Raw genomic sequence first — 13746 nt, forward strand, 5'->3', positions numbered from 1 at the left:
TATAGGTTTTAAAAAGTCTAAGTTAACGGTTACGCGTTTGGTGGAGGTACAGGGGGTTGGTGAGTCAGGCTTTGGTCAAAACCTACCGAGTTTGAGTTGGGTGCCAAAATAACAGGCACGGCTGAAATTAAGAGGTTATAACCAGTAATGCAACTAATATGAGGTTGTGTTTGTTGTTTACTATCATATATTGATTTATTTAAGTCTTGATTTTCACGCTCAATTTCTAAGACTAAGTCATACGCAACTCCTGCACTCTTTATTGAAGACTGACTGAAAGTACCAGCCACAGGAGCACAGGCAAAAGAGCTATGAATGAGCACAGTCAGTATTAAAAACCAAGATATTTTCATTCAATTACCCTACTCAATATAAATTCCTAATCCATCCAAAATAAGCTCGGCCATATTAATTATTATACTTACTATTTACTTAGAACCCGGTAGATTCGGTATCATTGAGACCTGCAAGTTGCTTAACAGTAATAGGATAACTCCTAGGGTAATTGCAATATCGGCAATATTAAAAACTGGCAATTGCCACGTTTGCCAACCTAGATGAAGGGAGTCGACAACATAGCCACGAAACAGTCGGTCAATGAGGTTCCCAACCGCCCCCCCAAGAATCAGCCCGTAACTAATGCCATCCCGTTTACTTACTTTATTAAAGATCAACCTCGTTAAAGCCACAGACATTAGCAGAGCAACCCCAATAAAAAAATAGCGCTGCCAACCTCCACCATTTGAAAGCAGGCCAAATGCCGCACCAGTGTTCCAAGTGTGTACCCAATTGAAAAAAGGGGTCAATGAAATCGAATCACCGTAAGCTATTGATTGCTGCGTCTGCCACTTGATCACTTGGTCAAGGACTACAGTTAAACCAGAAATTAACAGAGAAATATAGGGCGAAAATCCTTTATCAACGCAGGACATTCAGTTCCCCTTCAGTGCAAAAATGCGTCTTGACCCGTTAAGCACGATTAAACCTGCTATGCTACCTATAATAAGATCTGGGTAATTCGACCCGGTCAACGCAACGAGGATGCCAGCGATGATTACGCCAAGGTTAATCACTACATCATTAGCTGAAAAAATCCAACTTGCTTTCATATGCGCACCACCTCCTCTATGTTTGGAGATAAGTAGAAGACAGATGGTATTGCCAATCAACGCGACAAATGCAATCCCCATCATCGCAAGTGACTCAGGTTCACTCCCGAATACGAAGCGTCTCACAACTTCTGCAAGTACACCCAGAGCCAAAACCAGTTGTAGTACGCCAGCTAGGTGCGCAGCACGTATTTGCATATTAACACTACGCGCTACGGCATAAAGAGAAAGCCCGTAAACTGCCGCATCGGCAAAATTATCTAAAGATTCCCCAATCAAACCAGCAGACTGCCAAAGCAGTCCGGCAGTCATTTCCACCAAGAACAGAAGAGTATTGATGGTGAGCAACCAACACAAGGTGCGGGACTCCTGCTTATCCGAACTTGCCGAAAACTCCTCAGCTTTGATTGCCTCGGAGTCCGCAGCAGTGTCTCTTTCAAGCGAGGCACCCAAACCTAGAGTCTCTAATTTAGAAGTAATAAAGGCTGTCTCACCATCATGTAATACCTTCAGCCGACGGTTTGACAAGTCGAAGGATAATGAATGAATTTCCTCAAACCCATTCAGTGCCAAGCGAATCATTCGTTCTTCTGATGGGCAATCCATTTTTGCTACAGAGTAAACGATGAGCCGTTTACCTGACTCTTCGTAGGCATTTTTTGAGTCGCCATTTGTTCAAACCGTATCAAAGGAACTAGCCATCGTATTACTTACCTTAAATATATAGTTTCACAATTAAAAACTATAAAGTTACTATAAGGTCAAGAAATTACTTAACTAGATAGGAAATTTTCTTATGCGTATTGGTCAACTAGCAGACTTATTAGGAATTCAAACCCAGACAATAAGGTTCTATGAAAAAAAGGGTTTGTTACCTTTACCAGCTCGTAGTTATAACGGATATCGAGTATACACTGAAAAACATTACAAAAGACTTAAGTTTGTATGTAGCTGCAGAGCTATAGGCCTTTCATTATCTGAAACCCGCAGATTACAAGATTATCAAGACAATCCACATCAACCTTGCTCAGCCGTTAATACCCTGATTGATGAACACATAATGCACATACGCTCTCAAATTACTTCTTTGCAAGATCTTGAGAAGCAACTCACTTCAATTAGAACAAGTTGTACTGGCCAAAGCAAAGTTATTGCGTGTACAATTCTTAATAAAATTGATGAAATAGAATCTGTTAGTTGTAACCGAGACGTCTAAATTTCCGGAGGTTACACAACGTACTTACACAATTTTTTAAGGTTGTCCAGCGGAGCTTCGTTAGGCTACTGAGTGTCTAGTGAACTAGTGGCGATTCAGAATGCACTAGTTGAGAACTATTTTTAATTAATGTACCGTTAAGCTGCTTATTTAGAACTGTAGGTAATGATGCTTAGACTCGGATTTTTAATACTGGTGCTTGTTGCTGTTCTGACTCAAATCAGTCAGGCGGTTGCTGATGTGCATCAATCTCACCAGTCCTCTTCTGAGCAACACCTCAATTTTGAGCATGACGAATCCCACATCGATAAGCGCAATCTCCCTAAAAGTGGAGAAATCAGCTTTGACTGCCATCACTGCTGTCACTGCCATGGCTCATTTCATTTATATGCCATGAAGACTGAAAAAACTCTCGCGTTACCACGAATGGGAACAATGCGCCCTGGGTACACCCAGTTCTACACTAATCCACTGTCATCACCACTGTTCCGGCCTCCCATCTCCTCATAACTGTCTAATAAGCTGCTATAGCAGCGCAAAAAAATCATTATTTTACGCAGTAATATGACTGAGGAGTCTATCTATGGGTCCGTTTTCGACACATAGCAAACGCTTGTTTATTGCCGTAAGTCTGGCAATAAGTTCAAGCTACGCCAATGCACAACAGTTGCCCGAGCAATGGCAAAAAACTGTGCAGCAACACCCCAGTGTTGAAGCCGCTCAACAGCAGGCTGAAGCGCTGATCCAACAGGGCAAACAATTAAATCAGCCTTTGTACAACCCTAGCTTATCGTCAAGTTTAGAGCGCGAGGGTGACATCAATAATTACACTGTTGGCCTAAGCCAAACGCTGGACTGGAGCACTCGCAATGAAGCACGAGCCAGTCAGAGTGACGCCATGACGGCTATGGCAGTGAGTATTTATCGCCAGTCGGCGACATCGCATGCTAAAACTCTGTTGAATGCCTATGTGCAATGGCTGGATGCAAAACAGCGTTACGCACTGGCCAAGCAGCAAGAGAAAATCGTTAAACAGGCGATAAGCCTGGTTGCCGAACGACGTAAAGCCGGTGACTTAGGTGCCGTCGACGAACAACTGACGGTACTCGCACTAAGTCGGCAACTGCAACAAGCGGCAGCGGCTTATCAACAACTGCAATCCGCTGAAGCAGAGTTAAACGCTCTGCTAACAACGTCTGATGTCGGTCAACTCTCCATTAATGAGGAGCTATTTAACGTTGAACCTGCGTTAACGACTCGTTGGCAACAACATCCAGCGTTAAAAGCCGCTTACCTGCAATGGCAATTAAAGCGCGCCGATGTCGACTGGAAACGCTCGTTAACCACCGCCAACCCAACCATAGGCGTCGAAGCGGGCGAGAGCGATAACGAAACAGTAGTTGGCTTATCATTCAGCATTCCACTACAGATTCGCAATAACTACAGCGATGCGGTACGCGCAGCCAATAGCGAAGCTGTTGCTGAAGAAAAACGTTTGATTGCACTAAGGCAACAATGGCAAGCAGCACTGAAATCATCTCTTAACAATTATCGTTTTGTGAAAAAACAGTGGCAAAGCTGGCAAAAAGACTTTCAATCTCGGCAGGATGAGTCGATGCAGGTGATTGAGCAGTCCTGGCTCGCCGGTGACCTATCCACCACAGACTACCTCACCGCTGTGCAACAGCAGCTCGATAGCCAATTTGCAGGGATAGCGCTGCAAACACAATATCGGTTTGCCGCCATTGAATGGTTGTACCGTTCGGGCGAACTCAGTAAAGCGCTGACGTTATCGCCGTTAAGCCAGCCAACAAACGCAGAGATTGGAGAGTAAACGATGTCAGTAAAACCTTTATACGCAGCAATAGCACTTGCGCTGAGCTTTTCGGTTATGGCGCAGGATGAACACGGACACGACGAAAAAGAAGATACCCACAAGGAAAAAGGCAAACACGAGCAAGGTGAACATAAGGAAAGTGCAGGCGTGGAGCTATCCAGCAAGCAGCTGTCCATGGCGGATATCACCACGCGAACCTTGCAAACTCAAGTTATTGAATACCCGGTTTATGCTCCGGGCGAGGTGGTTGCTAACGACTTTAATAGCTATATCGTGAGTCCGCGCATCGATTCGACCGTTCTCAAACGTTTTGTCAGTATTGGCGACCACGTCGAAAAAGGTGAACCACTAGCCACCCTCTTCAGCGCCACCATGGCGGAGGCGCAAAGTCAGTATTTGGTCACACTTAACGAATGGCAACGCGTGCAGTCACTCGGTGAGTCAACGGTTGGTGAAAAACGCTTTGTTGAAGCGAAAAACGCCTTTACCTCAGCGCAAGCGCAACTCAAAGCATTTGGTATGTCAGCCAGTGATATTAAGCGTTTAAGTAAAGCTGACTACCCTATCGGCGAATACCAACTGACCTCAGAAATTGGCGGGATTGTGGTTAGCGATAACTTCAAGCAGGGTCAGCCAGTCAATGCCGGTAACCACTTGGTTGAAGTTCTGCAAGAAGAAACCTTGTGGGTGAATGCTCGGCTACCGGGCTCAGCTGACCTTAATGTGCAGTTTGGTGATCCTGTTACAGTGAGTGTCGACAATCAGCGCTTTGCGGCAAAAGTCATTCAGGAAGGCCACACAATAGACCATAAAACCCGCACCCGAACGGTACGACTTGCGGTAAATAACGAAAAGGACCAATTACACCCTGGTTTATTTGCGGATGTTTATTTCTCAGTCAAGTCGGATGGACCGGTGCTTGCAGTTAAGGACTCAGCCTTAATGCGGGCATCTGATGGTGACTGGCAGATATTCATTGAGCACGAACCCGGAAAGTTTGAACCGAAGAAAGTCGAATTGGTTGATGAAAAAGGTCCGTGGAAAGTCATTCGAGGCGTTAAGGAAGGCACAGAGTACGTCGATAACGGCGCGTTTTTCGTTCGCTCTCAAATCGCTAAAGGCGGTTTTGACCCACATAACCACTAACAGGAGGTTGTATGTTTCAGCGCATTATTCAGTTTGCTGTCGCTAATCGCCTGTTATTGGTATTGGCTTTATTCAGCATCAGCATTGCGTCATTTTTTGTTATTCCCAAACTTAATCTGGATGCCTTCCCCGATGTTACCAACGTTCAGGTAACGGTAAATACGGAGGCCCCCGGGTTAGCAGCGACCGAAGTCGAGCAGCTGATTACCTATCCGATAGAGTCGGTCATGTATGCCCTGCCCGACGTCAAAGAAGTTCGGTCAATCTCAAAAACAGGTTTATCGGGCATTACAGTGGTGTTTGACGAGAGTGTCGATATCTACTTTGCCCGGCAACTGGTGTTTGAACGACTGCAGGCGGCAAAGGAGTTGATACCCGAAGGCGTAGGTACACCCGAAATGGGTCCTAACTCCTCCGGCCTAGGCCAGGTTTATCAGTATCTGCTACTTGCCGAACCGGGCTCCGGTGTCAGCAGTATGGAGTTACGCAGTCTAAACGACTATGTGGTTAAACTGCTACTAATGCCCGTTGAGGGAATTACCGAAGTCTTGTCCTTTGGCGGCGAAGTTAAGCAATATCAGGTTAACCTCAATCCCGCTAAGCTGTTGTCTTACGACCTTACCCAGCAAGACGTAATGGGCGCGGTCAACAAGAATAACGGTAACGTTGGTGGTTGGTATATGCCCCGCGGTCAGGAGCAGTTGGTTATTCGCGGCACCGGTTGGTTGGATAGCGGTAAAAAAGGCCTGCAACAAATACGACAAATACCGCTCAAAACCGTTGACGGCGTTTCCGTAACACTGGGCCAGGTTGCCGACGTCGAAATCGGTAGTGAAATTCGCCAGGGGGCGGTCTCAATGTCGCGTAAAGTCGACGGCGAGGTCAACCAGCTGGGCGAAGTGGTATCGGGTATTGTGCTCAAACGCATGGGCTCGAATACCAAAGCCACTATCGACGGTATTAAAAAGCGCATTCCGCTTATTCAGCAAGCATTACCCGAGGGTGTCACCTTTGAGCCGTATTATGATCAGGCCGATTTAATACAAAAAGCCGTATCTACAGTCGCGTATTCACTGCTCATTGCCTTTGTCTTTATTATCGCAGTATTAGCACTGTTTTTGCTCAACATACGCGCTACTTTTTTAGTGTTACTGTCCATTCCCGTTTCTATCGCCATTGCCCTGATGGTAATGTCCGCGATGGGCATGTCAGCTAACCTGATGTCGCTGGGCGGGATTGCTGTTGCCATTGGTATGCTGGTCGACGGCTCCGTGGTGATGGTTGAAAACATCTTTAAGCACTTAAGTCGTCCGGATAGTGAACACCAAGACGACGCCGAGCAACGCACAGAGCACCGCGACCCAGATCCTCAGGCAGCCAAACTCGATAGCCATGGTATCAAGCTGCGAGTTAAGGAAGCGGCGAACGAAGTGGCACGACCGGTATTCTTTGCCGCCATGATTATCTTGGTGGTCTTTATGCCACTGTTTAGTTTTCAGGGTGTTGAAGCTAAATTATTTGAGCCCATGGCTATCAGTATTATGTTGGCCATTATCTCCGCGGTTTTTGTGGCCATCATGGTTGTACCGGCATTAGCCAGTTACTTTTTCAGTCGGGGTATTAAGCCTCGTGAAAATAAACTGCTTAAACCACTAGATAATGGTTATAAAAGACTATTATCGGTGGCGTTACGCAGTAAAAAGGCTGTTATTACCCTGGCCGGTGTGCTGTTTGTCGGCGCTTTGGTGTTAGTGCCTCGTCTCGGCACAGAATTTGCGCCCGAATTGGAAGAAGGCACGATTAATATTCGCGTGACATTAGCCCCCTCCTCTAACCTTGAAACGGCCTTAGAGGTGGCTCCGAAGCTTGAAAAAATCCTGATGTCGTTCCCGGAAACCACCTACGCACTCAGCCGCATTGGACGAGCTGAAGTGGGCGGCGATCCAGAGCCTATCAGCAACATCGAGATATATGTGGGCCTTAAGCCGCAATCCGAATGGACAACGGCATCCGATCGCTACGCCTTACAAGAAAAAATGGAGGCAAAACTCGATGCTCACCCAGGCTTGTTGTTTAATTTTTCACAACCTATTGCAACACGGGTTGATGAACTGCTCTCAGGTGTAAAATCGCAGCTAGCCATCAAACTATTTGGACCCGAGCTTGACGTGCTGGCCCGTAAAGGCCAGGAAATAGAAAGTGCCGTCAAGCAAGTTGACGGGGCGGTTGCTGTAGCGATGGAGCAAATAAAAGGTGAAGCACAACTGGTGGTTTCTCCGAAACGTCAACAACTCTCACGCTACGGCTTAAATGTCTCCGATGTACTTAGCGTTGTCGACAATGGCTTGGGTGGCGCTTCGGCAGGCCAGATCATTCGCGGTAATGAGCGCTATGATATTTACGTGCGGTTGGCCAAGCAATTCCGCGATACGCCGGAGTCTATTCGCTCGTTACGCCTGTTAACTCCCTCGGGGGCCTGGGTAACCTTAGGCGAAGTCGCCAACGTTGCGATTGAATCAGGACCACCACAAATCCGTCGTGATGATGTACAGCGTCGCGTTGTGATTCAATCGAACGTTCAGGGTCGTGACATGGGCAGCGTGGTGGCCGATATTCGGAAGACGATTGACGAGAAGGTGGATTTACCAACCGGTTACTCAGTCGACATTGGTGGCCAGTTCGAAAGTCAACAACGCGCACAGGAGCGCTTATCCATTGTTGTGCCCATATCACTGGCACTCATCGCCCTGCTGCTTTATTTTGCTTTCGGCACCATGGGTCAAGCCATGTTGATCTTGGTGAATGTACCGTTGGCCGTCATCGGTGGTATTGTGGCGCTCTATGTGTCAGGACAGTACTTATCGGTGCCCAGCGCCGTGGGTTTCATCACACTGTTTGGTGTGGCGGTACTCAACGGTGTGGTTCTGGTCGAAAGTATAAACCAGCGAATAACCGATGGGCATTCAGTTAATGATGCCGTGTTTGATGGCGCATGGTCGCGACTACGCCCGGTATTAATGACAGCAATAACCTCAGCGTTAGGACTCATTCCCATGCTGTTTGCAACCGGTGCAGGGGCTGAAATTCAACGCCCACTGGCTACCGTCATTGTTGGTGGTTTGGTATCAGCTACTCTGCTGACATTGGTTATCTTACCCGTGCTCTATCCTTGGTTTTCGAAACAAAAAATTAAGGATCTGAGCCGTTAGGGTTCAATAGCATTTAAGGGGGCGGTTATTGTCGCCCCCTTTTATTAAAAGAGGAACGTATTATGGGACATCACCATAACCATGATCACTCAAAGGACATGCCGTCCAACCGATTAGGTTGGGCATTCCTGCTTAACTTTGTTTTTACCATTATTGAGTTCATTGGTGGTTTTCTTACCAACAGTACCGCCATTTTAGCTGATGCCGTTCATGATCTTGGCGATAGCCTGTCGTTAGGTCTCGCGTGGATACTAAATAAACTTGGCAAAAAACAGGCTAACCAACACTTTACCTACGGTTATAAAAGACTGAATCTTGCCGGTGCATTTATTAATGCCGTTGTGTTAATCGCAGGCTCTGCCTGGGTACTTGTGGAAGCAATTCCCAGACTCTGGAACCCTCAGATGCCCGTCGCTGATGGCATGATTGCTTTAGCCGTCGTTGGCATTACAGTTAATGGATTTGCTGCTTACAAATTGTCAGAGGGCAAAACGTTAAACGAACGCGTTATTAACTGGCACTTGCTGGAGGATGTTTTCGGCTGGGTTGCTGTACTTATCGTTGGTATTGTTTTGCTGTTCGTAGACTGGCCGATTCTCGACCCTATATTGTCGATTGGCTTTACTCTATTTATTTTAGTGAATGTACTACGCAACCTGTGGGCAACACTGAAACTCTTCATACAGGCCACGCCAGACAAAAAAACCTACAAACAAGTCGCGGACGCTTTACTGGAGCTACCTCATGTCGCTGACCTACACCATCTGCATTTTTGGTCACTAGATGGCGAGGAGCATGTATTAACCGTTCATTTGGTGTTATCTAAAAACCTTGATATCGAGGCCCGTAGCGATTTAAAACAGCGCATCGATGACGTCCTTGCGCCCTATGCTTTAAGCCATACAACGGTAGAACTAGAAGATCCTGATGAAGCCTGTAGGGACAACTGATAATGAGTGCATTATTTTTAATGAAAACACTCGGGTTATTTATCGCAACCGCAATTGCTGAAATTGTCGGATGCTATTTACCCTACCTATGGCTCAAAGAGGGCCATTCGGTTTGGTTGCTCATTCCGGCAGCAGTGAGCTTAGCCTTATTTGCTTACTTGTTAACACTTCATCCGGCGGAAAGCGGACGCGTTTACGCAGCCTACGGCGGTATTTACGTGTTAACCGCCATAGTGTGGCTGCGAATTGTCGATAAATCGCCACTATCCAATTTCGACCTGATTGGCACGGCGTTTGTGCTAACCGGTATGGGGATTCTTGTGTATGGCTGGCGTTAGCTATAAAGCAATTCAGTTAAAGAACTCCGCTCAAAAGTTTTACTACACAGACTAACGCACCTTATGTTTGTCCGTGGTAGCGTCCTCAACCCCGTCATTAAGCGAGGCCATCAGTGGACAATAGACATCTCCTTGTCCGGCGCTGCATTTTTGCACCAGCTCATTCAACGCTCGTTCAATTTGCTGTAAGTGCGATATCTTTCGACGAACACTGGTGAGCTTTTGCTCTCCAAGCTCCCGTGCTTCATCGCAATGAGCGCCATCTTGCAGAGTTAATAGCTCACCAATTTCATCCAGACTAAATCCGAGCCATTGAGACGCGCGAATAAAATGAAGCCGAGCAAGCGCTTGTTCGTCGTAATGTCGGATCCCCCCATACGGCTTCTCCGGCTCGCTCATTAGCCCTCGGCACCGTTTCCACGCCCACGCCGGCTGTTTTGGCCAGCGTGCCAATTGTCATTACGTTGCGTTTTTTGGGTATACGGATTTAATGGTTGATGGGGCACCTTCACCCCATCAATCTGATACCACCCTCAGATGGTTGATAGATCGACTCCGTAGTTGAGTTCCTCTGCGAAGTCCGGCAGTCCGTAACCGATGGTTTTCTTGTAGAAAGGAGAGACCTTCGCAGTCGGTGCCTTCTTCTTGTGCTTCGTGGTGTAGAGCATTCGTGCCCGCATCACCTCGAAGGAGTAACCGCGCCCTTCACGGTTCTTGTCCTTGGCCAGTCGGTTGATGGACTCCGTGTAAGCGTTGGTGACGGGCATGTCCGTCTCGAAGTAGGTCATGGTCTCTTCGCGCCAGTTTCCCACTGCCCTGACCAGATCGCTCCAGACTTCCTTTTGGCCCTTCGGGATGGTGGCTATCCACTCGTCCAGGGCGGCTTCTGCCTGGAGCCGTGTGGTGGCGTCCCAGATGCCGTAGAAGCGCTCCTTGTGCTCGTAGGCGGCCAGCAGTTGCGGGAACGCGCCTGTCCAGGTCTCCATGATGAGGCGCTCCCGGTCTGAGACTTCGTGAGCGCGTTTCAGCAGGATTTTCCGGTCTCCCTTGAGAGTCCGGCTCTGGGACGGTTTCAGCTCCTTTCTGAGGCCCTTGCGCACTCTCTCTAGGGCATCGTTGGCCATGCGCACCACATGGAACTTATCGACCACGATACGGGCCTGGGGCAGCACAGCCTTGACCGCTGCCCGGTAGGGGTTCCACGTGTCCATGCTGACGATCTCGACCTTCTGCCGGTCTTTCAGCTTCATCAGGTAGTTGGTCACCACGTCCTGGCGGCGGGTGGCCAGCAGGTCGAGCAGGGGTCGCTCCTCAATGTTGGTCAGAATGCAGCGGTAGCGCTTGTTCAGGTATAGCTCGTCAATGCCCAGGATGCGGGGCGTCTCGAAGCGGTGCCAGCGCCCCAGGAACTCGGCGCGGGCGTTGAAGATGTCGCGCACCGTCTTCTCGTCCAGGCCGGTCTGTGCCGCCACAAAGGTGTAGGGGTGGTTGAAGGATTCCTTCTCCACGTACTCATGCAGCCGCAGTGTCATACGGAATCCGTCCACCATCTCCGGTAGCTGGGGCCTGAATGTTGTCTTGCAGGCCCGGCAGGTGTATCGGCGGCGGACCACCCAGAGAGTGACCCGCTTGCCGTGGATGGGCAGATCACGATAGGGAACGTCACGCTTGCCGAACCGTACGAACTCACCCTGCACGCCGCATTCCTCGCAGGCGATGGGATCGGGCACGTCCACCTGGAAGTGCATTTCGTCGTCGGTTGATTTGCAGCCCAGTACTTGGTATTGCGGCAGGTGAAGGATGTTGTCGGGAAGTTCGGTCATGGTGTTGTATAGGCGTAGGTGTCAGTCAGATCCATCCGGCTCGGCATTGGTGTTTGCTTTTTTACCCAACAAGCTGCTGGAAACGAAAAGTAAGGCACCGAGGACAATTGCAATATCAGCCAGGTTGAAGGCCGGCCAATGCCAGTCTCGCCAATAGAAATCAAAGGAATCCACAACATAGCCGCGAAAGACCCGGTCAATCAGGTTGCCCATGGCGCCACCGAGGATAAGACTGTAAGCGATGGCTTCTCCTTTATGACGATTTTCAAGGATCAGCTTGATCAGAAAAATCGAGACCATTACCGCGATTCCGATAAAAAAGTAGCGCTGCCAGCCTCCACGATTCGCAAAAAGACTGAATGCGGCACCGGTGTTCCATAGGTGCACCCAGTTAAAGAACGGGGTCACCGAAACATACTCGCCATAGGCCATTGATTGCTGCACCAGCCACTTTACAGCCTGATCAGACGCTGCCAGCAGGCCCGATATGGACAATAGGGCATACGGCGAGAGCTTTTTGCCAATAATGAGCATTATTTAACCCTTCAACGCCAAAATGCGTCTGGCACCGTTAAGTACAATGCCCCCCGCGATGGTGCCGATAATCAGATCCGGATAATTGGAACCGGTCCACGCGACCAGGGCGCCGGCGGTGATGACCCCCAGGTTGATCACCACGTCGTTGGCCGAGAATATCCAGCTTGCCTTCATGTGCGCCCCGCCTTCCCGATGTTTGGATATGAGCAGCAGACAACTGGTATTGGCAATCAGTGCGACGAATGCAATAGCCATCATCACCAGCGATTCAGGCTCACTACCGAATACAAAGCGTCTCACCACCTCTACGAGCACGCCCACAGCCAAGATCAGTTGCAGTACACCAGCAAGATGCGCGGCACGTACCTGCATTTTCACGCTATGTCCAACCGCATAAAGGGCAAGCCCGTACACCGCCGCATCGGCAAAATTGTCCAGGGATTCTCCAATCAGGCCGGTGGACTGGGCGATCAGACCGGCAGTCATTTCCACCACGAACAGAAGTGCATTGATGCCGAGCAACCAGCGCAGGGTCCCGGATTCTTGCTTAGCAGAAGCTGCCGAAAACTCGGCGGCCTTGATGGTCTCCGGATTTGCAGCGACGGTTTCCTGAAGCGAGGCGCCTAGCCCCAAGGTCTTCAGTTTCGAGGTGACGGGCTCGACCTCGCCGTCATGCACGACCTTCAGCCGGCGGTTCGACAAGTCGAAGGACAGCGCCCGAATCTCCTCAAAGCCGTTCAGGGCTAGGCGAATCATTCGTTCTTCTGATGGACAGTCCATCTTCGGCACGGCATAAACACTGACCCATCTCCCTGGCGCCTCGGAGGAGGCCTGTATATCGGTATCCGCTGCGGACGTTGCATCACCGCCACAGGCGCCACCACAGGATTTGCTCATGATACGACTCCACTTGAACAATGTTGTGGTACCATTTTAAACTATAAAGCTACTATAAGGTCAATAGAGTAAAGAATCCGTTGGGGAGGAGGCTGATGCGCATTGGTCAGTTGGCGCAGTTGGTAGGGGTCGAAACACAGACGATCCGCTTCTATGAACAGCAGGGCTTGTTGCCGCCGCCTGATCGGCAGGACAACGGTTACCGTGTCTATACCGAGAAGCATGGTGAGGGGCTGGCCTTCATCCGTCGCTGCAGAATCCTGGGCCTGTCACTGGCTGAGATTCACGAACTACAGAGCTATCAGGACGACCCTCATCAGCCTTGTACCGCCGTCAACGCCTTGCTCGATGATCACATCTCTCATGTGCGGTCGCAGATAACCGCTCTGCAAGCGCTTGAGAAACAACTCGTTTCACTGAGAGCGAGTTGCAACGATGACCGGGAAGTTGAGGCGTGTGGGGTTCTTGCTGGAATTAGCGAAGGAAAAATGCACCAGCAGTAGGTGAAGCATCAACCAGATAATCCGATGAGATGCCGGTCTGTCTCACTCTCATGCAAAGGTAAGATCAACCATTTAATCCGCTTACCCAAAAAAAGTTGTCCAGTTTTTCAAAATTTAAAATATATTTTCAATTTTTATGAATTTTTAATCTCACAATTAGAGATGCTAATCCTCCAGCGAC

Annotated in this window: 14 protein-coding genes and 1 pseudogene; 7 read left to right on the forward strand and 8 right to left on the reverse strand. The window is 48.9% G+C overall.

What is annotated here, in order from left to right; all coding sequences use genetic code 11:
- Positions 1 to 29: 29 nt before the first annotated feature.
- From BFR57_RS11045 to BFR57_RS11055, 3 genes are all read right to left on the reverse strand, one after another.
- Positions 30 to 353 carry a hypothetical protein gene (locus BFR57_RS11045; protein WP_006955685.1) on the reverse strand — a complete coding sequence of 108 codons (324 nt, stop codon included), beginning with the start codon at positions 351 to 353 and terminating at the stop codon, positions 30 to 32.
- A gap of 75 nt (positions 354 to 428) precedes the next feature.
- Positions 429 to 932 carry a signal peptidase II gene (gene lspA / locus BFR57_RS11050; protein WP_034818150.1) on the reverse strand — a complete coding sequence of 168 codons (504 nt, stop codon included), beginning with the start codon at positions 930 to 932 and terminating at the stop codon, positions 429 to 431.
- On the reverse strand, positions 933 to 1736 hold the full coding sequence (locus BFR57_RS11055; protein WP_083405129.1) for a cation transporter: 804 nt from the start codon (positions 1734 to 1736) through the stop codon (positions 933 to 935). It abuts the gene before it with no gap.
- 169 nt (positions 1737 to 1905) lie between these two features.
- Here BFR57_RS11055 and cadR (BFR57_RS12760) point away from each other — a divergent pair, with 169 nt between their 5' ends.
- Positions 1906 to 2325 carry a Cd(II)/Pb(II)-responsive transcriptional regulator gene (cadR, locus tag BFR57_RS12760; RefSeq protein ID WP_074668950.1) on the forward strand — a complete coding sequence of 140 codons (420 nt, stop codon included), beginning with the start codon at positions 1906 to 1908 and terminating at the stop codon, positions 2323 to 2325.
- 186 nt (positions 2326 to 2511) lie between these two features.
- Here cadR (BFR57_RS12760) and BFR57_RS11060 read toward each other — a convergent pair whose 3' ends face one another.
- Positions 2512 to 2697 (reverse strand): hypothetical protein, encoded by a 186-nt coding sequence (locus BFR57_RS11060; RefSeq protein WP_034733748.1) that lies wholly within the window; start codon positions 2695 to 2697, stop codon positions 2512 to 2514.
- A gap of 211 nt (positions 2698 to 2908) precedes the next feature.
- Between BFR57_RS11060 and BFR57_RS11065 the strand changes: the two genes are divergently transcribed.
- The 5 genes from BFR57_RS11065 (at position 2909) to BFR57_RS11085 (ending at position 9805) form a co-directional block, all read left to right on the forward strand.
- Positions 2909 to 4159, forward strand: a complete 1251-nt coding sequence (locus BFR57_RS11065; RefSeq protein ID WP_071464060.1) for a TolC family protein — start codon at positions 2909 to 2911, stop codon at positions 4157 to 4159.
- Between the two features lie 3 nt (positions 4160 to 4162).
- Positions 4163 to 5308, forward strand: a complete 1146-nt coding sequence (locus BFR57_RS11070) for an efflux RND transporter periplasmic adaptor subunit (RefSeq protein ID WP_071464061.1) — start codon at positions 4163 to 4165, stop codon at positions 5306 to 5308.
- Between the two features lie 11 nt (positions 5309 to 5319).
- Positions 5320 to 8517: a CusA/CzcA family heavy metal efflux RND transporter gene (locus tag BFR57_RS11075; protein ID WP_071464062.1), complete on the forward strand. Its 3198-nt coding sequence runs from the start codon at positions 5320 to 5322 to the stop codon at positions 8515 to 8517.
- Between the two features lie 62 nt (positions 8518 to 8579).
- A complete protein-coding gene (locus tag BFR57_RS11080; protein ID WP_071464063.1) occupies positions 8580 to 9467 on the forward strand; it encodes a cation diffusion facilitator family transporter in 888 nt (295 codons plus the stop codon).
- A 2-nt stretch (positions 9468 to 9469) separates the two neighbouring features.
- Positions 9470 to 9805 (forward strand): YnfA family protein, encoded by a 336-nt coding sequence (locus BFR57_RS11085; protein WP_011234879.1) that lies wholly within the window; start codon positions 9470 to 9472, stop codon positions 9803 to 9805.
- 51 nt (positions 9806 to 9856) lie between these two features.
- Here BFR57_RS11085 and BFR57_RS11090 read toward each other — a convergent pair.
- The 4 genes and pseudogenes from BFR57_RS11090 to BFR57_RS11105 form a co-directional block, all read right to left on the reverse strand.
- A pseudogene (locus BFR57_RS11090) lies at positions 9857 to 10265 on the reverse strand (MerR family DNA-binding protein).
- Between the two features lie 73 nt (positions 10266 to 10338).
- A complete protein-coding gene (locus tag BFR57_RS11095; RefSeq protein WP_071464064.1) occupies positions 10339 to 11628 on the reverse strand; it encodes an ISL3-like element ISPpu12 family transposase in 1290 nt (429 codons plus the stop codon).
- Positions 11629 to 11649: 21 nt separating this feature from the next.
- Positions 11650 to 12162 (reverse strand): signal peptidase II, encoded by a 513-nt coding sequence (gene lspA / locus BFR57_RS11100; protein WP_071464065.1) that lies wholly within the window; start codon positions 12160 to 12162, stop codon positions 11650 to 11652.
- 3 nt (positions 12163 to 12165) lie between these two features.
- The gene (locus BFR57_RS11105; protein ID WP_004574643.1) at positions 12166 to 13062 is read right to left on the reverse strand and encodes a cation transporter; all 897 of its coding nucleotides are present in this window, start codon (positions 13060 to 13062) and stop codon (positions 12166 to 12168) included.
- A 95-nt stretch (positions 13063 to 13157) separates the two neighbouring features.
- Between BFR57_RS11105 and cadR (BFR57_RS11110) the strand changes: the two genes are divergently transcribed.
- Entirely contained in the window at positions 13158 to 13565 is a 408-nt protein-coding gene (cadR, locus tag BFR57_RS11110; protein ID WP_071464066.1) for a Cd(II)/Pb(II)-responsive transcriptional regulator, read from the forward strand.
- The last annotated feature ends 181 nt before the right edge of the window (positions 13566 to 13746 follow it).

Origin of the sequence: Idiomarina sp. MD25a, from assembly GCF_001870515.1 — a bacterium.
Lineage (GTDB): Bacteria > Pseudomonadota > Gammaproteobacteria > Enterobacterales > Alteromonadaceae > Idiomarina.